Origin of the sequence: Parvibaculum sp., from assembly GCF_030694575.1 — a bacterium.
Taxonomy (GTDB): domain Bacteria; phylum Pseudomonadota; class Alphaproteobacteria; order Parvibaculales; family Parvibaculaceae; genus Parvibaculum.
On record NZ_JAUYUS010000085.1, the window covers coordinates 1 to 25,645 of the forward strand.

Sequence of the window (25,645 nt, forward strand, 5' to 3'; positions counted from 1 at the left end):
GTCGCTTGTCGCCGCCAGCTCCGCGAGAACCTCGCCCGACACCTTCGCCATCGCCGCCGCCACGGGCTCCGGCCACTGGCGAAGTTCCGTGTCCCCTGCCTCCATCAGCCCGGCAAAGGCCTCGATATTGTGGAAGGTGAAGTCGGAAAGCGTCTCGCCCGCTGTCGCCAGCGCCGCCCCCCGCACGATCTCCTTCAGGTCGTCGGGCAGGGTGGCGAACTTCGCCTTGGAGACGATGAGTTCGAGCGCCGGCCCCGCTTCGTGAAACGCGGGCAGGTAGTAGTAGCGCGCCACTTTCTGAAGGCCGAAGGCAACGTCGTTCCACGGGCCCACCCATTCGGCCGCGTCGATCGTGTTGCTCTTCATCGAGGTGAAGATTTCGCCGGGTGGCGTCAGCACCACGCTCGCGCCGAGCCGCCGCATCACCTCGCCGCCCAGGCCCGCAATGCGGAACTTCAGCCCCTTCAAATCGTCGAGCGTTTTGATTTCGCGATTGAACCAGCCGCCTGCCTGCACGCCGCTCGATCCGGCATAGAAGGGCGCAACGCCGAACGGTGCATAGGCCTCCTCCCACAGCGCCTGTCCGCCGCCGAAAGTCAGCCAGCCCGCCATTTCATGCGCCATCAGCCCGAAGGGAACGCCCGTGAAATAATGGAAGACCGGGTTCTTGCCCTGCCAGTAATAGGGCGTGCCATGGCCCATTTCGCAAACGCCTTGCGACACGGCGTCGAATACCTCGAAGGGCGGCACGATCTCGCCTGCGCCGTAGAGCTTCACGGTAAGCCGCCCGCCCGACATCGCGCCGATGCGGTCCGCGAGACGCTGCGCGTTGACGCCGACGCCCGGAGCGCCCTTCGGCCATGCCGTCGCCATGCGCCATTCGATGGCGGTCTCGCCGCGCGCCGCCGTCGCGAGTGCCGGCATCGCGATGGCGCCGGCCGCCGCACCGCCGAGAAATTCCCTGCGTTTCACTTTTCAGAACCCCCGAAGAATCGTAACGGCCGCGAGCATGTCATTTCGCGGCCTCGTCCCGCAACGCTCCTTATGGTCCCGAGAAAACCTGCACCGCGATGATCCGGTCGCCGGACCGCGCGATCCCGATGCCGCTATGCGTCATGTCCGGCATCTGCATGTTCTTCCGGTGCGTGGGGCTTTGCGCCCATTTGTCGGTGAGCGTCTGCGCAAGCGTCTCGTCACTCATCGCGGCATAGGTCGGCCCTTCCACCATCTGGATGTTCTCGGCGACCCGGCCCTTGAAGCCCGGATTGACGGCCAGCACCCGTTCGCGCGGGCCCTGGCCTTCCGGATTGTGATGCCCGAAAAAACCGCGCCCCGACATGTCGGCGGCATGCACGGCGGCAGCCCGCTGCAGCGTCGCATCGGCCATGAGCGCGCCGGCGCCCTTGCTCGCGCGAAAGGCGTTCACGTCCTTCAGCACCGCGCGGCTGAGCGGACTGTCTCCCTGCGCCGCGGCAGTCGCTCCGGCAGGAAGGCTTGTGACATTCACCGCTTGCGGTTTGTCCGCTGCGGGGCCGCCCGCACACCCGGCAAGCGTGACGGCGAGAAGAAAAAAGCTGGCGATTGTAACGACGCGGCACATGACGTTCCCTCGGCTCCGTTGCCCCCGTGATCCGGCATGTAATAGAGCATCGCCCGAGGACCGGGCAAAGCGCGACGCGGCTCATCGAAAAGAGTCCATCTGCGCCATTGACGCTTACGTCAACGTCAACTAGAGTCCGGTCCACTTTCAAAAATCGGCTGAAAACAGCCAAAAATATCAGGGATTAACGCCCATTGACCGCAGGCCCGGAGGCGCCGCTTCCGCTTGCTGTCATCCGGCAGTCAGGGAGAGAGTTCATGGAACAGCAGCTTCACGCCGCCTCCAGTACAGCGCTCCGGCGCAACGGTGCCGAGGTTTCGGCCCCCGTCATCACCTATTCGATTACGGAACTTGCCGAGGAGTTCGGCCTTACCACCCGCGCCATCCGCTTCTATGAGGACAAGGGCCTGCTCACGCCCGAACGCCGCGGCCAGGCCCGCGTCTATCATCCGCGTGATCGTGCCCGCCTCACCCTCATCGTGCGCGGCAAAAACGTCGGCCTCGCACTGGCCGAAATCAAGGAAATCCTGAGCCTTTACGACCAGCATGATGGCTGCGAGACGCAGAACCGCGTCGCCGTCGACAAGTTCCGCCGGCGCATCGCCTCGCTCCGCCAGCAGCGCAACGAAATCGACCTCCAGATCAGGACGTTGGAGGAAAGCTGCGCCCGCCTCGAAGCGCAGATCGTGGAACAGGTCCGGGACCGGAAATCGGAAGCGGCGCCGAAGGCCGTCGCAAAGCCGGCAAAGACGAAGAAGCCCGAAAAGGCTATCGTTTGAGGATCGGCGTGCCCTCCCGGTCAGGGGAGGGCACGCTATTTCCCGCCGGAGGATTCCATGCCGACCTATAAAGCGCCGCTGCGCGAATATCGCTTCCTGCTGAACGAGCTTCTCGACTTCTCGCAATATGCGGATTTGCCGGGTTTCGCCGATGCGCCGGCGGATCTGGTCGACGCCATTCTCGAGGAAGCCGCGAAACTCACGGAAGAAGTGTTGTTGCCGCTCAACCAGGTCGGCGACCGCGAAGGCTGCAAGCTGGAAAACGGCGTGGTGACGACGCCCACCGGCTTCAAGGAAGCCTACAAGACGCTGGTCGATGGCGGCTGGCCCGCGCTCGTCGCCGACACCGCCTATGGCGGACAGGGCCTTCCGAACGCGCTTGGCGTCATCTTCAACGAGATGGTCTCATCGGCCAACATGGCCTTCGGCATGTATCCGGGCCTCAGCCACGGCGCCTATTCCGCGCTCTCGCAGCACGGCACCGACGAGCAGAAGAAGAAATACCTGCCGAAGCTCGTGACCGGCGAATGGACTGGCACGATGAACCTTACCGAGCCGCATTGCGGCACGGATCTTGGCCTCCTGCGCACCAAGGCCGTGCCTGTCGGTGACGGGTCCTTCAAGATCAGCGGCCAGAAGATTTTCATCTCCGCCGGCGAACACGACCTCGCCGACAACATTCTCCACCTCGTCCTTGCCCGCATCGAGGGCGCGCCCGCAGGCGTGAAGGGCATCTCGCTCTTCCTCGTCCCGAAATTCCTCGTGAACGACGATGGCTCGCTCGGAAACCGCAACGGCGTTTCCTGCGGTTCGCTCGAAGAGAAGATGGGCATCCACGGCAACGCCACCTGCGTGCTGAACTATGACGAAGCCATCGGCTGGCTCGTCGGCGAGGAGCACAAGGGCCTGCGCGCCATGTTCACGATGATGAACGAGGCCCGCCTCGGCGTCGGCCTGCAGGGCCTGTCGCAATCCGAGGCCGCCTATCAGAACGCCGTGATATACGCGCTGGAGCGTTTGCAGGGCCGCTCGCTCACCGGTCCGAAGGCGGCGGACAAGCCGGCCGATCCTCTGATCGTCCACCCTGACATCCGCCGTATGCTGCTCGACATCAAATCCTTCAACGAGGGTGCTCGCGCGCTGCTCGTCTGGACGGCGCTGCATGGCGACCTGTCCCATCGCTCGGACGACGAGAAGACCCGCGAATTCGGCGACGACATGATGTCGCTGCTGACGCCTGTCCTGAAGGGTTACTTCACCGATCGCGGCTTCATGAACGCCGTCGACGCTCAGCAGGTCTATGGCGGCCACGGCTATATCGACGAATGGGGCATGGGCCAGTTCGTCCGCGACGCCCGCATCGCCATGATCTACGAAGGCGCCAACGGCGTGCAGGCGCTCGATCTCGTCGGCCGCAAGCTTGCGCAGAATGGCGGACGCGGCGTCTTCGCCTTCTTCAAGGAGATCGACGGCTTCATCGCCGCCAATGAAGGCGACGAGAAGCTGAAGCCCTTCGTTGAGCCGCTCGCACGCGCCCGCAAGGATCTCGAAGCGGCGACCATGAGGTTCATGGAAAACGCGCTTCAGAATGCCGACCATGCCGGCGCCGGCTCCACGCCCTACATGCATCTCTTCGGCGTCACCGGCCTCGCCTACATGTGGGCGAAGATGGCCAGGGTGTCGAACGACAAGCTCGCCAATCTGAATGGCGAGGACAAAGCCTTCTACGAAACGAAAATAAAAACCGGCCGCTACTACATGGAACATGTGGTGCCCGAAACGGCGACGCATCTCGCGCGCATCCGTCACGGCGCCGACCCCATGATGGCGCTGGCCGCCAACGAGTTCTGATAAAGACGCCTCAGGGAGAGCGACGACATGAGTCTGAATGCCGGATACAAATCGCCTTGGTTGACCGAGGAACTGGAAATTCTCCAGGGCGCCGTCCGCAAGTTCTATGAAAAGGAATTCCTGCCGCATAGCGAGCGGTGGGACGAGCAGGGCAGCGTCGACCGCGAGGCTTGGCTCAAGGCGGGCGAGGCCGGCATTCTCTGCGCCTCCATCAAGGAGGAATATGGCGGCGGCGGCGGCACCTTCGCCCACGAGATGGTCATCGCCGAAGAGCAGGGCCGCATCGGCATTTCCGGTTTCGGCAATTCCGTCCATTCCGGCATCGTCGCGCACTACATCCAGTCCTACGGCACCGAGGACCAGAAGAAGAAATGGCTGCCCAAGATGGCGACCGGCGAAATCGTCGGCGGCATCGCCATGACGGAGCCGGGCACCGGCTCCGATCTTCAGGGCGTCAAGACGACCGCGAAGAAGTCCGGCAACCAGTATGTGGTGAACGGACAGAAGACCTTCATCACCAATGGCCAGCAGGCGAACCTCATCTGCGTCGTCGCCAAGACGGATCCGGCCGGCGGCGCCAAGGGCACTTCGCTCATCATGGTCGAGACGGACGAGGTCGAAGGTTTCCGCCGTGGCCGCAATCTGAAGAAGCTCGGTATGAAGGCGCAGGACACGTCCGAGCTTTTCTTCGACGACGTGAAGGTGCCGACCTCCAATCTCCTCGGCACCGAAGAAGGCAAGGGCTTCTTCCAGCTCATGCAGCAGCTTCCGCAGGAGCGTCTTATCATCGCCGTGCAGGCCTGCGTCGCGATGGAAATGGCGCTCAAATACACGACCGATTATGTGAAGGAGCGCACCGCGTTCGGACAGCGCATCCTCGATTTCCAGAACACGCAATTCAAGCTTGCCGAATGCAAGACGGAAGCTACCATCGCTCGCGTCTTCGTCGACGACTGCGCGATGAAGCTGCTCGACGGCAAGCTCGATGCAACCACCGCCGCCATGGCGAAGTGGTGGACCACGCAGAAGCAGAACGAGATCGTCGATACATGCCTCCAGTTCTTCGGCGGCTTCGGCTACATGATGGAATATCCCATCGCGAAGCTCTACGCGGACGCCCGCGTCCAGAAGATTTACGGCGGCACGAACGAAATCATGAAGATGCTGATCGCCCGCACGCTCTGACGGCGCGCCGCGACGGAAAACAACAAGTCCCCCAGGGAGACTCCAATGACCGAATGTTTCGTATACGACACCGTGCGCACGCCGCGCGGCAAAGGCAAGAAGGACGGCGCACTCCATGAAGTGACGGCGCTCGAACTTTCCACGCAGACGCTGCGGGCGATCCGCGACCGCAACAATCTCGATACCTCGAAGGTCGACGACGTCGTGCTCGGCTGCGTCGATCCCGTCGGCGAGCAGGGCGGCGACATCGCCCGCATCGCGGTGCTGAATGCCGACTACGCGGAGACGACAGCAGGTGTGCAGATCAATCGCTTCTGCGCCTCCGGCCTCGAAGCCACCAACATGGCGGCGGCGAAGGTCATGTCGGGTGAAGCCGACATGGCGATCGGCGGCGGCGTGGAGAGCATGTCGCGCGTCGGCATGGGCGCCTCGGGCGGCTCCTGGTCGACCGACCCGAACATCGCCTTCAAGTCCTATTTCACGCCGCAAGGCATCGGTGCCGACCTCATCTGCACCAAATACGGCTTCACCCGCACCGACGTCGACGCCTACGCGGTCGAAAGCCAGAGGCGCGCGAAACACGCATGGGACAAGGGCTATTTCAGCAAGTCCGTCATCCCGGTGAAGGACATCAACGGCCTCACCATCCTCGACCATGACGAGCATATGCGCCCCGAGGCGACCATGCAGTCGCTGGCCGCGCTGCAGCCGTCCTTCGCCTCGCTCGGCGAATTCGCCTTCGACGGCGTCGCGCTCGACCGCTACCCGGAAGTCGAGGAAATCACCCACGTCCACCACGCCGGCAATTCGTCGGGTATCGTCGACGGCGCCTCCGCCGTTCTCGTCGGTAACGCCGCCACCGGCAAGGGCATGGGCCTGAAGCCGCGCGCCCGCATCCGCGCCATGGCGTCGATCGGTTCGGAGCCCTGCATCATGTTGACGGGCCCCGCCGACGTATCGCGCAAGGTTCTCGCCAAGGCCGGCATGAAGCCCGAAGACATCGACCTTTATGAGCTGAACGAAGCCTTCGCCTCCGTCGTGCTCCGCATGATGCAGTCGCTCGACATCCCGCACGAGAAGATGAACGTCAACGGCGGCGCCATCGCGATGGGCCATCCCCTCGGCGCCACCGGCGGCATGATCCTCGGCACGGTGCTCGACGAGCTCGAACGCCGCGATCTCAACACGGCCCTCATCACGCTCTGCGTCGGCGCGGGCATGGGCACCGCCACCATCATCGAACGCGTGTGAGGCGACAATGACCGCATATGAAAACTTCAAATTCGACCTCGACGCCGACGGCATCGCCCTCATCACATGGGACATGCCCGGCCGCTCGATGAACGTCCTCTCGCAAAGCTCGATGGCCGACATGGCCTCGATCATCGAGAAGATCATGTCCGACGACGCCATCAAGGGCGCCGTCCTCACCTCCGGCAAGGATGCCTTCTGCGCCGGCGCCGACCTCTCCATGATGGGCGGCCAGGCGGGCGGCTCGGGAAGTGGCTCGCAGGAAGATCGCGTCAAGGCGATGTATGAGGGCAACCTCAAATTCAACATGCTGCTGCGCGGCCTCGAAACCTGCGGCAAGCCCGTGGTCGCCGCGATCAACGGCACCGCGCTCGGCGGCGGCCTCGAAGTCACGCTCGCCTGCCACTACCGCATCGCCAGCGACAATCCGAAAACGCAGATCGGCCTGCCCGAAGCGAAGGTCGGCCTCCTGCCCGGCGGCGGCGGCACGCAGCGCCTGCCGCGTCTCATCGGCGCGCAGGCCGCGCTGCCGCTGATCCTTCAGGGCACCTCGCTCGATCCGCAAAAGGCATTGAAGTCCGGCATCGTCCACAAGGTCGTGCCCGCCGCCGAACTGATCTCCGCCGCCAAGGCATGGCTGAAGGAAGGCCTCGCCCAGCCGAAGGTCAAGCTCGGCAAGAAGGGCCCCGAAGTCTACGCCATCGCCATCCAGCCCTGGGACCGCGAAGGCTACAAGGTGCCGGGCGGCGATCCGCATTCGAAGGGCGGCGGTCAGGTCTTCACCATCGGCAATGCGACGCTGCACAAGCAGACGCATGGCAACTTCCCGGCGCAGAAGTTCATCATGTCCTGCGTCTATGAAGGCCTCCAGGTGCCGATCGAGGCGGGGCTCCGCATCGAAACGCGCTACTTCACCAAGCTGCTGATGGACCCGCGCTCCAAGGCGATGATCCGCTCGCTCTTCCTCTCCATGCAGGAACTGGCAAAGGGTGCGCGCCGTCCGTCGGGTGTTCCCGCCTTCCAGGTGAAGAAGCTCGGCATTCTCGGTGCCGGCATGATGGGCGCGGGCATCGCTTACGTCTCGGCCCAGGCCGGCATGGAAGTCGTGCTCCTCGACACCGACCAGGCGAATGCCGAGAAGGGCAAGGCCTATTCGGAGAAGCTGCTGCAGAAGGCGCTCGAGCGCGGCAAGACCACGCAGGAAAAGGCCGACAAGCTGCTCGGCCTCATCAAGCCGACGACGAATTACGACGACCTCAAGGACGCCGACCTCGTCATCGAAGCCGTCTTCGAAAGCCGCGACATCAAGGCGGAAGTGACAAAAAAGGCCGAACCCATGCTCGCCGCCGGCGGCATCTACGGCTCCAACACCTCGACGCTGCCGATCACCGGCCTCGCGGAAGCTTCCGCCAAACCGGAAAACTTCATCGGCATCCATTTCTTCTCGCCCGTCGACAAGATGCAGCTCGTCGAAATCATCATGGGCAAGAAGACGAGCGACGAAGCCCTCGCCAAGGCGATGGATTACGTGAAGCAGATCAGGAAGACGCCGATCGTCGTCAACGACAGCCGCGGCTTCTACACCTCGCGCTGCTTCGGCACCTATGTCGGTGAAGGCCTCGCCATGCTGGGCGAGGGCGTACCTCCCGCCATGATCGAGAATGTCGGCAAGATGACCGGCATGCCGATGGCGCCGCTCGCCCTCAACGACGAAGTCTCGCTCGACCTCGCCTACAAGGTGCGCGAGCAGACGAAGAAGGACCTCGGCGACAAATATGTCGGCTCGCCCGCCGACGATCTCGTCAAGAAGATGGTCGTGGACCTCGGCCGTGTCGGCAAGAAGGCCGGCAAGGGCTTCTACGACTATCCGGCTGACGGCAAGAAGAAGCTCTGGCCCGGCCTCGCCGATCTCGCCGGCAAATCGCAGGACCCCGACGACCTCGATGTGCAGGAGCTGAAAAACCGCTTCCTCTACATTCAGGCGCTGGAAGCCGCGCGCTGCTTCGAGGAAGGCGTGGTGACGGACGTGCGTGACGCAGATGTCGGCGCGATCCTCGGCTGGGGCTTCGCGCCCTGGGCCGGCGGCCCGCTCTCGCTGATCGACATGGTCGGCGCGAAAGAGTTTGTCGAAGCCTGCGACAAGCTCGCCCAGAAATACGGGCCCCGCTTCACGCCTGGCAAGCTGCTGCGCGACATGGCCGAAAAGGGAGACACCTTCTACGGCCGTTTCGCACCGGGCAAGGAAAAGGCCGCCGCCTAAAACGCCTGCCTTCACCACCTGAAATAAAAAACGCCCCGTTCTCTCGAACGGGGCGTTTCTCTTTTTCGCCGGCAGAGATATCAGAACGCGTAGGACAGGCTCGCCGAGATGAAGTCTCGGTCCTGCGTATAGTTCTGGAACTCGTTGCCGAAGGAATTCGTGTAGCTCACATTGGCGCGCCATGTGTTCTGCAGGTCCGCGGTAACCCCGAGCGTGACCGTCTTCCGGCGGTCGATGAAGCCCGGCCCGATCGTGCCGGCGGAATTGCCTTTCACGTCGTGCTGCCACTGAATGGTCGGCGACAGGCTCCACGGCGTATTGAACACGTTGTTGTAGTTCAGCGCCCCGATCAGGCGGTAGCCGGTCGAGAACGTGTCGGCATGGATAAGTTGCTGGTTGGGGTTTTGATACAGCGGGATCTGCACCGCCGGGTTCGGATGGGTGATTTCCGAGCCGCGCCCGCCGCTCGTCACCGAAAGGCGCGCATCGCTGATGCTCGGCAGGTACTGGAAGCCGATATTGGAAATCAGGACCGTGCTGTCTGCATCGAAGAACCGTGTCACGCCGCTCGACGGATTGAGCATGGTGATCGATGACAACTGGCCGTTGATCACGTCTTCCCGGAAATAGCCTTTCGGAAAGGCGCCGGGCGTCATGTCGTAGGGCAGCACGGCGGCACCCGCCGCTCCGCCCGTGGCATTGTCGATCCAGCGCGCGCCGAGCGTTTCGCCCGAGGAAATGCCCAGCGGCATGTTCCATGAATAGAGCGTCTCGCCTGCGATGGAGGTACCCGCCACCGTGGTGGCGAAGCTCACGCCGACATACTTGATGTTTTCCGGATAAGCGTCGCGATAGTACTGCCCCGGCAATCCGCAGGAAGGCGCGGGCGCGCAAAGGCTCCCGTCGACCGCGGCCGGCGCGCCGTTGCTGTATTCCAGATAGGGCAGCTTCGAATGATAGTTCACGAAATAGGCCGAAAGCTCCGTGCCGTCGTTGAGCCAGCCGGCCCAATAGCCGAGCTTCGCGCCGAACTGTCCCTGATCGTTGGGCAGGTCGCCCTCTCCCTTGTAGATCGTACCCGCATTCTCGGGCGACCCCGCCGGCGGCTGCTCGGGCGCGGCGGTGTTCACGTAGCGTCCGCCCGGCCCGAAAATATCGTTCGACGCGAAGAACGTGCCTGCTGCGTCGAGCTCCGTTTGACGCCAGTTGAAGGCATAGAAGGCCTCGAAGCTGAGATCGGCGGGAAGGGCGAGGTTCACATAGAGGCTTTCCTCGGGAAGCAGTGCTTCCCGCAACTCCGCGCCGGGCGTGCGGATGGCGGCGACGTCGATCGCGTTGAACTGGTTGATGCCGCCCTGAATGGCGAGGCTCTCGCCCCAGTTGATCACCTGCTTGCCGGCGCGGAGCGAAGTCGGAATGGTGCCGAGATAGAAGTTGGTGAACACGAAGGCGTCGAGAAGATCGAGGCCTCTGGCGGAGTTTCTCGCATCGTCGCCGCGCAGATTGTCCGTGAGCGGGCGTTGTCCGTACTGCGTGCCGTTCTGTCCGGCCTCTTCGTAGACCACATAGTCGTAATAGGCACGCGCTCGCGCGAAGGCGCCCCAGTTTTTCCAGCGAAGTTCGAAGTCGGTGACGATCTTCACGGGAGAGGAAACCACATCCCATTGATCGAAGTTGATGTTGCCGTCATCCGTGTTGATGTTGGCTGAATTGCCGTTGAAGTCCCGGCACCCGCCATTGACCACCGCCACATAAAGACACTCCTGTCCCGATGCACGGATCGTCGCGCCCACCGAGGCGATGGAATCGATCGAAAGCGTCGTATCCCCGAAATTGTAATCCACCGCCGAAGCCGGGCTTGCCGTCATGGCCATGCCGAGAGCCGCGCAGCCCGCAATCGCGGACAGGCGGTAGCCTTCTCTTCTTCCCTTCATTGTCTCCCTCCTCACTCAACGTTCCGCCCCCCAATTGGCAGCCCGCTTCGTGCAAAGGCCGTGGTTCCGCGGCAAGACGCGGGGCCTTCGTGACTTGCTGAAGGAAGACGGCAGGGAAACATGCTTGTGCGGCGCCCCCCATGACCTCATTGAAGCCGGGGCGTGACGGGTCCACGAACGCATTCCACTCGGAAAACATTACGACGCAACGGACTGACGGCCTCGGCTTGTGAGGTTCCTCCCCTCGGCCCTTCCGTTTCTCCCCAGGCATTCCGCGTGGCGCGGTTGCCTTCTTGTTCAACGGGAGAAGAAACGGATCGGGTTGCAAGCTCACTCAGACTTTCTGCAGAAGATGAGTAAAAGGCAAGAATATTTGCGTACATAATACTTTAATTGCCAGTTTATGAGCTATTACGGGAAGAGAAATGACGCGATCTACAAAAATTATAAGTATTTATTTCATACAATATTGTAAGTTTATTCCATCTGTATGCGAACAATAGGCCGGTTCCTTGCGTCAACTTCCTGGTCTGGCTGCAGGGGCCCGCCGCCGCTGCGAATCTTCCGGCACACGGGCATGCGACCCGCCCGGCCGTTTGGCGGAAAATGCATGCTCTTTGTCGTTTCCGCCACCCGGTCACCGGGCCTAATCTCGGCCCATGACCCCGAACCGGAAAACATCTTCCCCCCGCCCGCCCGCGCCCCGCCGCGTGATGATGCTCGTCTACGACGCGGCGCAGATCCTCGATATTGCCGGGCCGATCCAGCTTCTCTCCACGGCGGTCCTGCTTCCCGGCGGCACCCCCGCCTACGAAATCGAACTCGTCGCCGAGGAGCGCGGTCCCGTCTCCACCACCAGCGGCCTCGTCCTCCGCGTCGACCGCTCGATCGAAGACGTCTCCGCTGCCGAGCTCGCCGGGCTCGACACGCTGATGGTGACGGGCGGGCTCGGCTCGCGTGCCGCCATGGAGGATGAGCGTCTTCTCGCCTTCGTCCGCCGCGCCGCCGTCCCCGCGCGCCGCGTCGTTTCGATCTGCACCGGCGCCATCATCCTCGCCGCTGCGGGCCTGCTCGACGGCCGCCGCGCCACCACGCACTGGGCCTACGCGCCCACCATGCGCAGGCGCTTCCCCGGTGTGACGGTCGAGGAAGACGCGATCTATGTCCGCGACGGCAAGTTCTGGACGTCGGCCGGCGTCACCGCCGGCATGGACCTGGCGTTGGCGCTGATCGAGGAAGATACCGGCCGCGAAATGGCGCTCACGCTGGCGCGCCAGCACGTCATGTATCTGATGCGTCCCGGCGGCCAGTCGCAATTCTCGGCCCAGCTCGCCGCCCAGCGCGTCGAGGACGAGCGCCTCGCCCGCGTCTGCTCCTTCGTCGTGGAAAATCCCTGCGCCGATCTTTCCGTGCCCGCGCTCGCCGCTCGCGCCGCCATGAGCGAGCGCAGCTTCGCGCGCCACTTCGTCGCCGAAACCGGCTTCACACCCGCGCAATTCGTCGAGCGCGCCCGTCTCGACGAAGCCTGCCGCCGCCTCGCCGGAGGCGAACATTCGCTCGACGCGATCTCCGCCGACGCGGGCTTCGGCGCCGCCGAGCGTATGCGCCGCGCCTTCCTCCGCCATCTCGGCGTCACGCCGGGCCGCTACCGCGAACGCTTCCGCACCGCCCGGCGCGATACTCCCCGTTCCTTCTCATCGCTGGAAACAGACAATGCGCATCTCCGTTCTTCTCTTTGACGGCTTCACCATGCTCGATGCCGTCGGCGGCTATGCCGTCCTCGGCTGGCTTCCCGGCGCCGAAGTCGAATTCGTCGCCGAGCGCAAGACGATCGTCGCAGACGATCTCCGCTCCGGCGGCATGGCCGCCTGGCGGGATTATTCGGAAGTCGAGTCAACGGACATCCTCTATGTTCCGGGCGGGCCGGGCGGCAGGCCGCAAATGACCAACGAGGCGACGCTTGCTTTCATCCGCCGCCTGCACGAAACCTCGACCTGGACTTTCGGTGTTTGCAATGGTGTGGAAATTCTCGCCGCCGCAGGCATCCTGAAGGGAAAGACAGTGACGACGAACTACTATGCCCGCGAATCGGTTGCCTCCCTTGGCGCGCATGTTGTGCCCGACCGCTATCGCCGCGACGGCAAGATCGTGACGACGGCCGGTGTCTCGGCCGGCATTGACGGCGCGCTCTATCTCGCGCGTCTGATCGCCGGCGAGGAGATCGCCAAGACGATTCAGCTCGGCATCGAATACTACCCGCATCCGCCCTTCAGCTACGGGTCCGCCGACGATGCGCCCGCGCATATTCACGACATTATTCGTGCAGCAGAGGGAGCAACACTCGAAGCGCAGATGAACGCCAAAGACCCCCGCTTCCTGCAGCCGTCGCTTTGAGGAGAACGGGAATGTCCCCCACGAACGCGAAGAGCCGCACCGTCGGCATCCTGATTTTCGACGGCGTCGAGGAACTCGATTTCGTCGGCCCCTACGAAGTCTTCACCATGTCGAACGAGGTTTACGGCCATGAAGGCCGCGAGCATCCCGACAAGGTGATCCTGATTTCGCAAACGGGCGGGCCCGTGACGGGCGCGAAGGGCATGCGCGTCGAGGCCCATGCGGGCATCGCCGGTATCGAAAAGCTCGACCTGCTTCTCGTCCCCGGCGGCATCGGCACGCGCCGCGAGGCGAAGAACGAAAAGCTGCTCGGCTGGATTTCGAAAATCGCCCCCGCCTGCGAATGGGTGACGAGCGTGTGCACCGGCGCGCTCCTTCTCTGCGTCGCCGGTCCCGCGAAGGGAAAGCGCGTCACCACCCATTGGGGTTTCATCGAAACCCTGCGTGCGCGCGGCGAAGCATCCGAAGTCCTCGAAAACATCCGCTACGTGCGCGACGGCAATGTCGTCACCGCGGCGGGCGTCTCCGCCGGCATCGACATGGCGCTCTGGGTCGTCGGCCAGGTGCATGGGCAGGACCACGCCCGCAAGACGCAGCGCGCGATGGAATACGATCCCGCCCCGCCTTACGCCGCCGCCGTTTGATGGCTACACTCCCCCGAAAGCAAAGAGAAAAAATCGGGGGAGTGAGATGGCGGCAAGCGAAACCGAACTGAATGCATGGCGCGCAAGCGCCGAGCTTCACCAGAAATTCCTGACCGGCCTCATCCTCCGCGCCGTCGCCTTCAAGGGCGCCGAAGCGGCGACGGAGCTGAACTTCCGCACCTTCCGCGCCCAGCATCTGGAAAAATTCCTCGCGGGCTACAAGAGTCTTGGTCTCGACAAGCTGCCGCCCGCCGTCGCCTGCGCTCAATATATCTATCTCGCGAACCATGTCGGCGGCGTGAAATGCGAGTTCATTCCCGAAAGCGACAGCAAGGCATGGGTGCGCTACCTGCCGCCCCGCTGGATCTGGGACGGCGCCGCCATCTGCGCCGTGCCGAACGATGTCAGCATCGCCTTCATGCGCGGCTTCCACTCGCAGGTCGGCGTCAGCCTCGGCAATCCGAATCTCGGCTTCGTCTGCACCGCGATCACGACCCGCGTCGATCCCTGCCTCGAAGGCTATTTCATCGAGGAGGATCGCCCCCTCGTCGAAAATGAACGCCTCCGCTTCCGCTTCGATGAGCAGGGCCCCGATGTCGATCCCGCAAAACTCCCGCATGTCGAATGGTCGGAAGAGCGCATGGTGAAGGCGAAGCGCAACTACGCCGTGCAATATATCCGCTCGATCCTCCCCGCCGCCGTCTCGCTTCTCGGCGAGGACGAAGCGCGCAAGCTCGGCTGGGAAACCGGCCGCCTCATCGGCATGCAATGCTACGACACGACCGCCGCCTTCACGGGCGTGAAGGGGAACGACGCACCGGCCTTCGCCCGCTATCTCGCCACGCTCCTCGATGCCGGTGGCGACGGCGCGGAAGTCGATGGCGCAACGGTCTGCACCCGCTCATGGCGCATGATGGCGGATAAGCAGGGTGTCACCCCCGCCTGTTTCGACGCCTGGAACGCGCTCTGGGAAGGTGCGCTCGCCGTCCACAACCGCCGCCTCCGCCTGGAGGTCACGAGCCGCATGGACAAGGGCGCCGATCATTGGGGCTGGCGGATCGTCTAGACATCCGGTCTAATTTCTCCAAAGAAACTTGAACACCGGGGACATCATGTCAGGCAGCAATCCGTTCGATCCGAAGCTCTTCACCGCCGAAGCCATTTCGCCGGAAACCAAAGGCATCAACGATTTCATCGTCGGCGCCATGAAGGACCTGCCGGAGTGGTGGGAGATCGGCGTCGGCACTTTCCGCGAGCAGCGCGCGAGAGGTGAGGGCGCTTTCCCCCTCGCGCCGAAATCGCCGCTCGCCCGCGAAATCGCGATCGACGGCAAGGCTGGCAACAAGGTGACCCTGCGCGTCGTCGCGCCTGAAAATCCGTCCGGCGTCTACCTCCACATCCATGGCGGCGGCTGGGTGCTCGGCGGCGCCGACCAGCAGGACCCGCTGCTGGAGCGCATCGCGAAGAACGCGAACCTCGCCTGCGTCAGCGTCGAATACCGCCTCGCGCCCGAGCATCCTTATCCGGCCGGTCCGGACGATTGCGAGGCCGCCGCGATCTGGCTCGCGAAAAACGCCAAGACCGAATTCGGCACCGATAAGCTCACCATCGGCGGCGAAAGCGCCGGCGCGCATCTTTCCGCCGTCACGCTCATCCGCATGCGCGACAAGCACGGCTTCACCGGCTTTGCGGGCGCGAACCTCGTCTTCGGCGCCTTCGACATGTCGATGACGCCGAGCCAGCGCGCCTTCGGCAATGAGCGCCTGATCCTCCGCACCCTCGACATCGAGAAATTCGGCGATGCTTTCCTGCCGCCGGAGATCGACCGCCGCGATCCCGACGTCTCGCCGCTCTATGCCCGCCTGCACGACATGCCGCCCGCTCTCTTCAGCATCGGCACGCGCGACGCGCTCCTCGACGACAGTCTCTTCATGCATGCCCGCTGGATCGCGGCCGGCAACGAAGCCGAACTCGCGGTCTTCCCCGGCGGCGCCCACGGCTTCGTCGCCTTCCCCGGCGACCTCGCCGCCGCCGCCAACAAACGCGCGGACGACTTCCTGAAACGCGTCACGGCGGGGTAGGCGGTCCCGCCTCATTCCAGAAATGTCACCCCGGCGAAAGCCGGGGTCCATGGGCGCAAACCGCCTTCCGCACCCTCGCTTCTTCAAATATTGAACAATGTTCAATTTATTGATATAAGTTCAAAAACCACGGCAACCCGCGAGGATCCCATGCCCTTCGAACACATCCTCTACGAACGCCAGGGCCGCATCGCCACCATCACGCTGAACCGCCCGGACCGCCTCAATGCCATCGCCTCGGGCATGCCGCGCGAGATCGCGCAGGCCGTCGACATGGCCGCCGAAGATGACGACGTCCATGTCATCGTCCTCACAGGCGCCGGCCGCGCCTTCTGCGCCGGCTACGACCTCAAGGATTTCGCCGAGGCCCCGCGCGGCAATCGTGGCACCGGCACGCCGGAAGGCGACCCCCGCCCCTGGGACCCCATGGTCGACTTCAACATGATGCATGCCAACACGCGCGACTTCATGTCCCTCTGGCGTTGCCATAAGCCCACCATCGCCAAGGTCCGCGGTTTCGCCGTCGCCGGCGGCTCCGACATCGCGCTTTGCTGCGACATGGTGGTGATGGCGGACGACGCGAAGATCGGCTACCCGCCCGCCCGCGTCTGGGGCTGCCCCACCACCGCCATGTGGGTCTACCGCCTCGGGCCGGAGCGCGCCAAGCGCATGCTCTTCACCGGCGATCTCGTCAGCGGCACCGAAGCCGCCGAAATGGGCCTCGTCCTCGAAGCCGTGCCGGACGAGGCGCTCGATGCCCGCGTCGAGGCGCTCGCAAACCGCATGGCCGGCGTCCCCCGCAACCAGCTCATGATGCAGAAGCTCCTCGTCAATCAGGCCTATGAAAACATGGGGCTCAACACGACGCAGATGTTCGCGACCCTCTTCGACGGCATCACGCGCCACTCGCCCGAAGGCGTCTGGTTCAAGGAGCGCGCGGAGCGTGTCGGTTTCCAGCAGGCGGTGAAGGAACGCGACGGCGGCGCCCCCATCGCCGAAGGCGTCTCCCGCTCCACCTACAAGTTCTGATGCCGGCCGCCGCCTCCGAAAAACGCCGCTCCGCCCTCCGCGACCACAAGCGCAAGGCCATCCTCGCCGCCGCCCGCCGCGTCTGCGACGCGGACGGCCCCGAAGCCTTGACGATCCGTGCCGTCGCCGCCGAAGCGGGCTACGCCGCCGGCGCCGTCTATTCCTATTTCGGCGGCATCGACGAACTCGCCATCGCTCTCACGGCGGAAGAACTGGGCCACCTCGCGCGCCGCATGCGCGAAGCCGCCGAGCGCGCCCAGGAAAACAAGGAGTCCCCCGCCGAAGCGCTCGCCGCCGCCGCGCGCGAGGCGCTGAAGGCGACCGCCGGCAACGCCCCCCATGTCCGCCTCGCAGGCCGCCTCATGTCGGCGGAAAACCTCCCCGCCGATCTCGACCGCGCGGTCACGGGCCGCGTCATCGCCGTCCTCGAAACGCTGGGCGGCCCGCTCCGCGCCGCCACCGGCCTCGAAGGCGAGGCCGCCCACCGCGAAATCCTCACCCTCGCCGCGCTCCTCATCGGCCTTCGCGTGCTCGATGCCTCGGGCCGCCTCGGCGCGCTCGGCTTCACCGCCGAAAGCCTCCTCGCGCACCGCCTCGCCGCCTTGCCCGAAGCATGACAAGCGCCGGCCCGGCCCCTATGCTGCGGCACCCGCCAATGAAGTCATCCCGATGCCCGCCATGATCGACACCTATCGCGGCTATGTCTCGCTGCAGGAATGCGACGAGATGGGCCACATGAACATCCAGCACTACATCGCCAAGGGCTCCGACAGCTCGTTCAATCTCCGTGTCGCCCTCGGCCTCGCCGCGCTCGATCAGCCGAACTCCGGCCTCGGCTATGTCGCGCTGGAACATCACATCCGTTTCCACCGCGAGTTGCGCGCGAGCGACCTCGTGGTCATCCGCGCGGGCGTCGTCGAAATCCGCGACAAGACCTTCCGCATCTATCAGGAAATGCGCGAAGCCCTGGACGATCGTCTCGCCGCTACCTTCGTCGTCGACACAGGCTGCCTCGATCTCGAAACCCGCCGCCTCACCGCCTGGCCGGAAGAGGCGCGCCGCCGCGCCCAGTCGCTCATGACCTCGCTGCCGCCGGAAGCCCTGCCGCGCTCGCTGCCGAAGGAAGCCGTGGAGCGCGACGTCTCGCTCGCCCGCGCCGACGCATTCGGCATGGTCGAGACCAACCGTTCCGTCGTGAACACGTGGGAATGCGACACCAACGGCCATATGAACGCGCGCTTCTTCATGGCGCGCTTCTCGGATGCGCAAGGCCATATGTGGGCGCATGCGGGCCTCGGCCGCCACGAACAGGCGGCGCGCGGCCTCGCCACGGCGACGGTCGAAATGCGCCTCGCCTATTTCCGCGAGTTGCGCGCGGGCGAAACCATCTTTGTGCGGACGGGTATTCTCGCCACCGAAGGCAAAACCATCCGCTACCGTCACTGGCTCTTCAGCGGCGACACGGGCGAAGTCGCCTGCATCGCCGAAGGCGCCGGTCTCCTCTTCGACAAGGCGAGCCGCAAGGCCGTTCCGCTGCCGTCATCCATGCGCGCGCGGGCCTGAACCCCATCCGCAAAATCGTCATCGGTAAAAGGAAAGAAAAATGAGTGAGATGATCGAAGTCGCGCGTTCCAGCGTCCAGACCTGGGAATGCGACCAGATGGGCCACCTGAATGTGCAGTTCTATGTCGAGAAGGCGGGCTCCGGCCTCGCCGCGCTCGCGCTTGCGCTCGGTCTCGGCCCCCGCAACGCGCGCAACGAAGGCGCACGCCTCCAGGTCAGCGATCATCACGTTCGCTTCCTGCGCGAGCAGCGTCCCGGCGCGCCTTTCTTCCTCCGCGCGGGCGTGCTCGAGGTTCGCGACTTCGGCCTCCGCATCTACGAGGAGATGGTGAACACCGTCTCCGGCGAACCCGCCGCCACCTTCATCGCCGAAGTGCAATGGGTGGACGATGAAAACCGCGAGGTGAAGCCGCTCCCCGCAAAAGCGAAGACGGCCGCGAACGCGCTCGTCGTCGCGCTTCCCGCGCATGGCGCGCCGCGCGGCCTCGAAATCTACGATCCCCGCCCCGCGCCGAAGCTGAAGGAAGCGGACGCCATGGGCATGGTCCGCACCTGGCAGGGTGAGGTCGATGCCGCGCGCTGCGACCCGCAGGGCTTCCTGTCCGTGCGCCATTTCATGGGCATCGTGTCGGATGGCATCCCGAACCTTCTCGCCCAGACCAGCGGCTCCGACCGCTCGAAAACGCCGTCGGTCGGCGGCGCCGCGCTCGAATACCGCTTCGTCTATCGCCGCTACCCGCGTGTCGGCGATCTGCTCACGCTCCGCAGCGGGTTGAAGCAGGTCGGCCCGAAAACCTATACCTGGTGCCACTGGCTCTTCGATCTCGAATCCGGCCAGTCCGTCGCCACCGCCGAAGCCGTCGCCATCGCGCTCGATCTCACCACCCGCAAATCCATTCCCATCCCGGACGAAATGCGTGCCAATCTCGAAACGCTGGTGATCGAAGGCCTCGGCGTCTGAAAAAAAAGGGGAGGGGAGCATGACGGATTTTCTGCGCGGCGAACTGACGGCGGAGGAATGTGCGTTTCTCGACAGCGCGGCCGCCTTCTCCCGCGCCACTATTGCCCCCAACGCCGCCGCATGGGAGCGCGAGCGCCGTCAGCCGGTCGAGGCGCTTCGCGAAGCCGCCGCTGTCGGCCTTCTCCGCTTCGAAGCGCCGAAAGAGGCAGGCGGCCTCGGCCACCGCTACATGGTGAAGCTCGCCCTCTGCGAGGAAATGTCCCACGCCGACATGGCTTTCGCCTTCTCGCTTGTGAACACGCAGAACGTCGCCGCCCGTCTCGCTTACTCGGCCACCGCCCGCCACCGCGATGAGCATGTGCCGGCCCTCATGTCCGGCGGCATTTTCGGCGCCACCGCCTTGAGCGAACCCGGCGCCGGCAGCGACTTCTCCGCCATCCGCACAAGCGCGACGAAAGTGGAAGGCGGCTGGCGTCTCGATGGCGAGAAGGGCTGGATCACCAATGCCGGCATCGCCGATCTCTTCATCACCTATGTGCAGACGGATCCGTCTGCCGGCTGGCGCGGCATCGCCTGCTTCCTCGTCGATGCGCGCCGCCCGGGCTTCCGCCGCGCCGAGCCTTACGCGTTGATGGGTGGCCACGTCATCGGCGCGGGCGGCTTCGCGCTCGAAAATTATCTGGTGCCCGAAGACGACATGCTCGCGGGTCCCGGCGATGCCTTCAAGCTCGCCATGAAAGGCGTCAACGGCGCCCGCGTCTATGTCGCCGCTATGTGCGCCGGCCTCCTCGCCTCCAGCCTCGAAACCGCGCTCGCCTACGGCGCCGCGCGCAAGACCTTCGGCAAATCGTTGCTGGAACATCAAGGCCTCAACTGGTCGCTCGGCGATGTCGCCAACGACCTCGAAGCCCTTCGTGGCCTCACGCTCCATGCCGGCCGCCTCATCGACATCGGCGGGGATGCCGTCATGGCCGCCGCCCATGCGAAGAAATTCGCCGGCCGCGTCACGCTCCCGCGCATCGCCGATTGCATCCAGTCGATGGGCGCCGCCGGCCTCCGCGAGGAACACGGCCTCGCCCGTCACCTCGCCTGCGCCAAACTCGCCGCCTACACCGACGGCAGCACCGAAATCATGAACGACCGCATCGGCGCGGGCCTGCTGAAGACCTATGGGCCGGGCTAGCGCCCCTCCGCTTCCAGCCGCGCCTTGAAGCCGCGTATTTCCTGCACCACCGTCTCCGGAAATTCCATCGGCAGGAAATGCGTGGAGCCCGGCACCATCGCCACATGCGCTTTCGGGTCGCGCCGTTTCAGAAGCATGGGGAAAGGCGTGCGGCAGGTCGAACCCTGCTCCGCATAAAGCAGCGCGAAAGGCACATGCAGGTTGCGCACGGCCTTCGCCATATTGTGCCCATGCGCTCGGAAATTCGCCGCCTCCCATGCGGGCGCGCAGAGAAGCTCCACCTGCCCATCGTCGCGGATGCGCGTGCCGCCTTCCACGTAATCCTCGATGAACTCGCGCGGCCAGGTGCGAAAGGCCCCGCGCCCGAGATAGCGCTCCACCATCGTCTGCCGGTCGGCGAACACCGCGCGCCGCTTTTCCGCGCCGTCGGCGAGCGACATTGGCCCGCCCTTCCGTCCGGTCAGCTTGTAGAGCCCCATGATGAGGCGGAAGCTCGCCGGCGTCATGACAGGGTCGATCAGCACCAGTCCGCGAATGAGGTCCGGCCGTTCCGCCGCCGCCATCACGCTCGCCGCACCCCCCATCGAATGCCCGGCGAGGATGATCTTCTTCCCCGTCGCCTCGACGAAATTCTCCGCCATGGCGATCAGGTCGTCGCGATAGACATACCAGTTGCGGTGCCGCGCCGGGTCCGCCGTCAGCGTCGTCGCGCCATGCCCCCGCGCATCCCAGGCGCGAATGTGGAAATCGTCCGCGAGCCTCGAAAGGATGGGGGCATAGGTCTGCCCGTTGAAGCCGTTGGCATGGGCAAAATGAAGCGGCGCCTTGCCTTCTTCATCCGTGCCCCATTCGAGATACGAAATCTCCCCATCCGGCAGCGGCAATCTGCGGCGCGCCGGCGGTTTACTCACCGCAACATTCATGAAGTTTCAATCCAGCAGTTTTTTCTTTTTCAGCCACCCGGCCACGATTCTCACGGCCTCGGCCATCTTGTCGGGCTGCCCTATATAATAGTGTGTCGCGCCTTTGACGAGATGAAGTTCCTTGTCGTCGTGCCGGACCCCCGCGAAAATCCGCGCCGCATGGGAGGGCGTGCAGCCGTCATCCGCGCCGTTCTCGATCACCAGCACCGGCACGGATATGTCGCCCGCGCATTTCGGCCCGTCCGCCCGGCTTTCCCGGTAGGACCATTGCGACAGCCACGAGCGCAGCGAGCAATAGCGCGCCAGCCCCGCCGGCATCATGTTCACGATCCTCGGCTCCCCCATGAAGCACCAGTTCGGCCCCTTGCGCTCGTTCGGGTCGATGGAAAGGTCGAGCCATCTCGGGTCCGCCATCGTCCCGTGCACGACGAAGGAGAATTCCTCGTTGCCGCGCCCCTCGCGTTTCAGGCTTTCGAGCTTGCCATGCACCCAGGCGTCGATCCGCCCCGACCGCGCGATCTGCGCCGCGCGAAAGCGCTGCACATAGGCATCCGTATAGGGCGGCTGGTTCGGATTGGCGGGGTTGTAGAGATCGAGCTCCGGGTCGCGGTCCGTTGGGTCGAGCTCATTGCGGATCGACGGGTCGAGCCATTCGGTCAGCGTGATCGCCCGGCTCACATGCGCCGCGAGCTGCAGCACGGCGTCGGCCGGAATGAGCCCCGCGCCCGCAACGTCCACCGGGTCGCCCGCTGGTGTCGCGGTGATCGCCGGCCTCTCCGCCTGCGACTGATAGAACATCGACAGCGACCCGCCGCCGGACCATCCCGCCAGCACCACCTTTTCGTAGCCGAGCTTCTCCTTCGCATAGGCGACGTAATGCCCGAGATCGAGCAGCACCTTCTCCATGATGAGCGCGCTGTCGTTATGCGGATAGCGGCTGCCGCAGGTAAGGCAGGGAATGCCCGCCGCCGCCAGCCCGTTCGGCATCGGCAGCAGGTTCATCGTCCCCGTCGGATGCATGAAGATCAGAACCGTCTTCGAACTTGCGCCCTTCGGCTTCAGGTGCTGCCCTTCGACGACGATGGTGTCCATCGCGCCTGCATAGGTTTCCTTGAAGGTCGAGGTCTCCCGCCAGTGCAGGTGAAAGGGAATGCGCTCGACCTCGTAAGCCATGCCGTCACTCCGCCGCGTCGCGCGCCGCCTTCTTGAAGTCGGGTTTGCGCTTGTTGAGGAAGGCGTCGACGGCCTCGTGGTGTTCGGGCGTCGTCCAGCAGATCTTCAGCGCATCTGTCTCGCGCTTCTGCGCCAGCTTCAGGTCCGTCGTGCAGGCGTTCTGTGTAAGGAGTTCTTTCGTCATCCGCAGTTGCCGCGACGGGTTCTCGGCGATCTGCCCGGCAATCGCGAAGGCCTTGTCCAGCAGCTCCGCCTGCGGCACGACATATTCGCACAATCCCTTCTCGCGCGCTTCCGCCGCCGGGTAGAGCCGCCCGGACAGCATCATCTCGTTCGCGTGTCCCCAGCCCATCCGGCTGACGAGGAAATGCGACGAGGCAAGCTCCGGCACGATCCCCATCTTCACGAACACCATGCCGAATTTCGCTTCCTCGGCCGCCACGATCACGTCGAACGGCAGGATCATGGTGACGCCGATGCCGACCGCCGGTCCGTTCACCGCCGCGATCATCGGCTTCGACGAACGCACCAGTTCGATCCAGTCGACATCGCGCGGCATCCCGCCCGAGCCGCCCGCCGTGTCGTTGCCCGGGTCCTTCCCGTCGAGCCGGCTCTTGAACGTATCGCTGATGTCGGCGCCCGCGCAGAAGCCGCGCCCGGCACCCGTCATCACGATGGCGCCGATATCCGGGTCGTCGTTCGCCGCCATGATCGCATGCGCCTGCTCCTCCGCCATGCGCGGCGTCCAGGCGTTCAGCCTGTCCGGCCGGTTCATGGTGAGCAGCAATATGTTGCCGCGCTTTTCCGTGGCGATCTGGCTGTAGTCCATGATCTCTCCTCCCCGTGTTTCTTGTTGGAGGAAAGTCTAGGCAGGCGCCGCCGCGCTCACAAGGGAGCGGCCCCCGCGCCTGCTTGACGTTGCGTCCGCAGGACGCTACGCCCGTGGCGGATTTCGTGTAAAAAGAAGCGTCGTCAGCCGCGTGGAGCCCGCCTCTTGTCGATTCTTGATCTCGCCCTTCAGAACATCGTCTCGCCGATGGTCCTGTTCTTCGCACTGGGCGTTGCGGCGGCGCTGATCCGCTCCGATCTCTCGGTGCCCGAAGCGGCGGCCAAGCTGCTGGCGCTCTATCTGATGCTGGCCATCGGCTTCAAGGGCGGTGCCGAGGTGGCGAAGTCCGGCATCGACGCGGCCATGGCGCTGACCGTCGGTGCCGGTATTCTGCTCTCGTTTCTGATCCCGGTCATCGGCTACGCGCTGCTGCGCCTGACGACGCGGCTTTCGGTGGTCGATGCGGCCGCCGTCGCCGGTCACTATGGTTCGATCTCCATCGTCACTTTCGTCGCCGCGACGGAAGCGCTGAAAAGCCTGGGCCTTGCCTACGAAGGCTATCTGATTGCGGTCGCGGCGGTCATGGAGACGCCCGCCATTATTGCGGCGCTTCTGCTCGCCCGCCGCGGCGCACCGGCGCGGGCAGAAGGGGAGAGCACCTCGGCGCTTCTGCGCGAGGTCGGCACCAACGGCTCGGTCGTGGTGCTGGTCGGTTCCTTCCTGATCGGCTGGGCCACGGGGACGGAGGGCATGGCCATGATCGCGCCCTTCATCGTCGATCCCTTTCGCGGCATCCTTTGTCTCTTCCTGCTCGACATGGGACTTGTCGCCGGTCGCGGCCTGCGTCAGGGCGGCCGCTCTCTCTCGCCGTCGCTGATCGGTTTCGGTATTTATTTCCCGCTGGTCTCGGCGGCGCTCACGGGCCTCCTGGCGCTGACGCTCGGCCTCTCGGTTGGCGGCACGGCGCTGCTGATCACGCTGGCGGCGTCGGCCTCCTATATCGCGGTGCCTGCCGCCATGCGCCTGGCGCTGCCGGAGGCCAACCCCGCGATCTATCTGACGCTCTCGCTCGGCGTCACCTTTCCCTTCAACCTGACGCTCGGCATCCCGCTCTATGCGGCTCTTGCCCAGCGCATTGCCGGATGAGGCCCGTCATGGAGATGCACTCGAAAAAACGCATCGACATCGTGCTGGAGGCGCCGGTGCTGAAGCGGCTGACCGATCTGCTCGACCGTCTCGACGTCACCGGCTACACGGTGCTGCCGGTGCTGGGCGGCAAGGGCCATCACGGCGTCTGGAGCCGAGAGGGCCTGCCGTCTTCGGCCGGCGCCATGGTCTCGGTCACGGTCATCGCCGCCGCGGAAAATCTCGACGCCGTTCTCGATCCGGTCTTCGCCCTGGTGAAGCGCCACATCGGCATCGTCACCGTATCCGATGTCGCGGTGTTGCGAGCCGATCGCTTCTGATCAGCTGCGGTTCCGGAACGCGGTGTAAGCCACCGCCGCCATTGCCAGCACGACGCCGATGATCGCGGCCATGAACAGCGTGAAGGTGAGCGAGTTCCAGTCGAGCCCGGTAAAGCCGAGCCCCCGTCCGCCCGTCATCGCCGAGACGATGGAAGCGATGATGTTGCCCCAGCCGGTGACGATCAGCCCCCAGAAGATGACGCCCTGAACGCGCGCCGTCATCACGACGTGCGTCATTGCGGCCGCCACCGCGATCATCAGCATGCCGTTCAGCGCGCCTTCCATATGCGCCATCCGCCACGCGCGCACATCGCCCGGCCACGCCGCCACGGCGCCCGGCTCGAGCGAGGCCACCAGCACGGAAGCGAATGGAAATCCCGCCAGCATCCCGAGCAGGAAGATCAGCGCCCCATGCCCGACCAGCGTCATCTGCATATTCTTGTTCATGTGCCTCCCCCTTTTTCGCGCCTCCCCGCGCGCCGGAGCGTCGCCCCGGAAGAGGCGAGCATAGCGCCCTTTCGCTGGCGAAGGCGAGCCCC

General features: G+C 64.7%; 24 protein-coding genes. 17 read left to right on the top strand and 7 right to left on the bottom strand.

Annotation, left to right across the window (positions count from 1 at the left end; genetic code table 11):
* Together Q8S60_RS12090 and Q8S60_RS12095 are read right to left on the bottom strand one after the other, a co-directional pair.
* Window positions 1–972: TRAP transporter substrate-binding protein (locus Q8S60_RS12090; RefSeq protein ID WP_305668589.1), on the bottom strand; the 972-nt coding region annotated here is incomplete at its 3' end.
* 70 nt (window positions 973–1,042) lie between these two features.
* On the bottom strand, window positions 1,043–1,600 hold the full coding sequence (locus Q8S60_RS12095) for a CAP domain-containing protein (RefSeq protein ID WP_305275885.1): 558 nt from the start codon (window positions 1,598–1,600) through the stop codon (window positions 1,043–1,045).
* A gap of 257 nt (window positions 1,601–1,857) precedes the next feature.
* Between Q8S60_RS12095 and Q8S60_RS12100 the strand changes: the two genes are divergently transcribed.
* The 5 genes from Q8S60_RS12100 to Q8S60_RS12120 are packed head-to-tail and all read left to right on the top strand — an operon-like array spanning window position 1,858 to window position 8,926.
* Window positions 1,858–2,379, top strand: coding sequence for a MerR family DNA-binding transcriptional regulator (locus Q8S60_RS12100; RefSeq protein WP_305275886.1), 522 nt, complete (start codon window positions 1,858–1,860; stop codon window positions 2,377–2,379).
* 57 nt (window positions 2,380–2,436) lie between these two features.
* Complete coding sequence (locus tag Q8S60_RS12105; protein WP_305668590.1) at window positions 2,437–4,230, top strand: acyl-CoA dehydrogenase C-terminal domain-containing protein; 1,794 nt, start codon at window positions 2,437–2,439, stop codon at window positions 4,228–4,230.
* Between the two features lie 27 nt (window positions 4,231–4,257).
* Complete coding sequence (locus Q8S60_RS12110; RefSeq protein WP_305275888.1) at window positions 4,258–5,415, top strand: acyl-CoA dehydrogenase family protein; 1,158 nt, start codon at window positions 4,258–4,260, stop codon at window positions 5,413–5,415.
* Window positions 5,416–5,460: 45 nt separating this feature from the next.
* Window positions 5,461–6,666 carry an acetyl-CoA C-acetyltransferase gene (locus tag Q8S60_RS12115; RefSeq protein WP_305275889.1) on the top strand — a complete coding sequence of 402 codons (1,206 nt, stop codon included), beginning with the start codon at window positions 5,461–5,463 and terminating at the stop codon, window positions 6,664–6,666.
* A 7-nt stretch (window positions 6,667–6,673) separates the two neighbouring features.
* Entirely contained in the window at window positions 6,674–8,926 is a 2,253-nt protein-coding gene (locus Q8S60_RS12120) for a 3-hydroxyacyl-CoA dehydrogenase NAD-binding domain-containing protein (RefSeq protein WP_305275890.1), read from the top strand.
* 80 nt (window positions 8,927–9,006) lie between these two features.
* Here Q8S60_RS12120 and Q8S60_RS12125 read toward each other — a convergent pair whose 3' ends face one another.
* Complete coding sequence (locus Q8S60_RS12125; RefSeq protein ID WP_305275891.1) at window positions 9,007–10,860, bottom strand: DUF1302 domain-containing protein; 1,854 nt, start codon at window positions 10,858–10,860, stop codon at window positions 9,007–9,009.
* Between the two features lie 713 nt (window positions 10,861–11,573).
* On the opposite strand from Q8S60_RS12125, the gene Q8S60_RS12130 reads away from it, so the two are divergent.
* The 10 genes from Q8S60_RS12130 to Q8S60_RS12175 all read left to right on the top strand — a co-directional run bounded on the left by Q8S60_RS12130 (window position 11,574) and on the right by Q8S60_RS12175 (window position 20,715).
* Window positions 11,574–12,599 (top strand): GlxA family transcriptional regulator, encoded by a 1,026-nt coding sequence (locus tag Q8S60_RS12130; RefSeq protein WP_305276409.1) that lies wholly within the window; start codon window positions 11,574–11,576, stop codon window positions 12,597–12,599.
* Entirely contained in the window at window positions 12,574–13,254 is a 681-nt protein-coding gene (locus tag Q8S60_RS12135; protein WP_305275892.1) for a DJ-1/PfpI family protein, read from the top strand. Before Q8S60_RS12130 ends, Q8S60_RS12135 begins: the two co-directional genes overlap by 26 nt.
* 11 nt (window positions 13,255–13,265) lie before the next feature.
* Complete coding sequence (locus tag Q8S60_RS12140; RefSeq protein ID WP_305275893.1) at window positions 13,266–13,898, top strand: DJ-1/PfpI family protein; 633 nt, start codon at window positions 13,266–13,268, stop codon at window positions 13,896–13,898.
* A 46-nt stretch (window positions 13,899–13,944) separates the two neighbouring features.
* Window positions 13,945–14,964 (top strand): hypothetical protein, encoded by a 1,020-nt coding sequence (locus Q8S60_RS12145; RefSeq protein WP_305275894.1) that lies wholly within the window; start codon window positions 13,945–13,947, stop codon window positions 14,962–14,964.
* Between the two features lie 46 nt (window positions 14,965–15,010).
* Window positions 15,011–15,979 (top strand): alpha/beta hydrolase, encoded by a 969-nt coding sequence (locus Q8S60_RS12150; RefSeq protein ID WP_305275895.1) that lies wholly within the window; start codon window positions 15,011–15,013, stop codon window positions 15,977–15,979.
* A 150-nt stretch (window positions 15,980–16,129) separates the two neighbouring features.
* The gene (locus Q8S60_RS12155; RefSeq protein ID WP_305275896.1) at window positions 16,130–17,008 is read left to right on the top strand and encodes a crotonase/enoyl-CoA hydratase family protein; all 879 of its coding nucleotides are present in this window, start codon (window positions 16,130–16,132) and stop codon (window positions 17,006–17,008) included.
* Window positions 17,008–17,625, top strand: coding sequence for a TetR family transcriptional regulator (locus tag Q8S60_RS12160; protein ID WP_305275897.1), 618 nt, complete (start codon window positions 17,008–17,010; stop codon window positions 17,623–17,625). The genes Q8S60_RS12155 and Q8S60_RS12160 overlap by 1 nt, the downstream gene beginning before the upstream one ends.
* Window positions 17,626–17,677: 52 nt before the next feature.
* Window positions 17,678–18,571 carry a thioesterase family protein gene (locus tag Q8S60_RS12165; protein WP_305275898.1) on the top strand — a complete coding sequence of 298 codons (894 nt, stop codon included), beginning with the start codon at window positions 17,678–17,680 and terminating at the stop codon, window positions 18,569–18,571.
* Window positions 18,572–18,611: 40 nt separating this feature from the next.
* Window positions 18,612–19,532 carry a thioesterase family protein gene (locus Q8S60_RS12170; RefSeq protein ID WP_305275899.1) on the top strand — a complete coding sequence of 307 codons (921 nt, stop codon included), beginning with the start codon at window positions 18,612–18,614 and terminating at the stop codon, window positions 19,530–19,532.
* A 19-nt stretch (window positions 19,533–19,551) separates the two neighbouring features.
* The gene (locus tag Q8S60_RS12175) at window positions 19,552–20,715 is read left to right on the top strand and encodes an acyl-CoA dehydrogenase family protein (protein ID WP_305275900.1); all 1,164 of its coding nucleotides are present in this window, start codon (window positions 19,552–19,554) and stop codon (window positions 20,713–20,715) included.
* Here Q8S60_RS12175 and Q8S60_RS12180 read toward each other — a convergent pair.
* Genes Q8S60_RS12180 through Q8S60_RS12190 form a run of 3 tightly spaced genes read right to left on the bottom strand, consistent with a single transcriptional unit; the run spans window position 20,712 to window position 23,640 of the window.
* Window positions 20,712–21,626, bottom strand: coding sequence for an alpha/beta fold hydrolase (locus Q8S60_RS12180; RefSeq protein ID WP_305275901.1), 915 nt, complete (start codon window positions 21,624–21,626; stop codon window positions 20,712–20,714). The genes Q8S60_RS12175 and Q8S60_RS12180 overlap by 4 nt on opposite strands.
* Window positions 21,627–21,644: 18 nt before the next feature.
* Window positions 21,645–22,811, bottom strand: coding sequence for an alpha/beta hydrolase (locus tag Q8S60_RS12185; protein ID WP_305275902.1), 1,167 nt, complete (start codon window positions 22,809–22,811; stop codon window positions 21,645–21,647).
* 4 nt (window positions 22,812–22,815) lie between these two features.
* Window positions 22,816–23,640 (bottom strand): enoyl-CoA hydratase/isomerase family protein, encoded by an 825-nt coding sequence (locus tag Q8S60_RS12190; RefSeq protein ID WP_305275903.1) that lies wholly within the window; start codon window positions 23,638–23,640, stop codon window positions 22,816–22,818.
* Between the two features lie 165 nt (window positions 23,641–23,805).
* Between Q8S60_RS12190 and Q8S60_RS12195 the strand changes: the two genes are divergently transcribed.
* Window positions 23,806–24,786, top strand: a complete 981-nt coding sequence (locus Q8S60_RS12195) for a sodium-dependent bicarbonate transport family permease (RefSeq protein WP_370867256.1) — start codon at window positions 23,806–23,808, stop codon at window positions 24,784–24,786.
* Between the two features lie 8 nt (window positions 24,787–24,794).
* A complete protein-coding gene (locus Q8S60_RS12200; protein WP_305275904.1) occupies window positions 24,795–25,106 on the top strand; it encodes a DUF190 domain-containing protein in 312 nt (103 codons plus the stop codon).
* Here the strand turns inward: Q8S60_RS12200 and Q8S60_RS12205 are convergent, their stop codons facing one another.
* A complete protein-coding gene (locus Q8S60_RS12205) occupies window positions 25,107–25,553 on the bottom strand; it encodes a hypothetical protein (protein ID WP_305275905.1) in 447 nt (148 codons plus the stop codon).
* Window positions 25,554–25,645 lie beyond the last annotated feature (92 nt).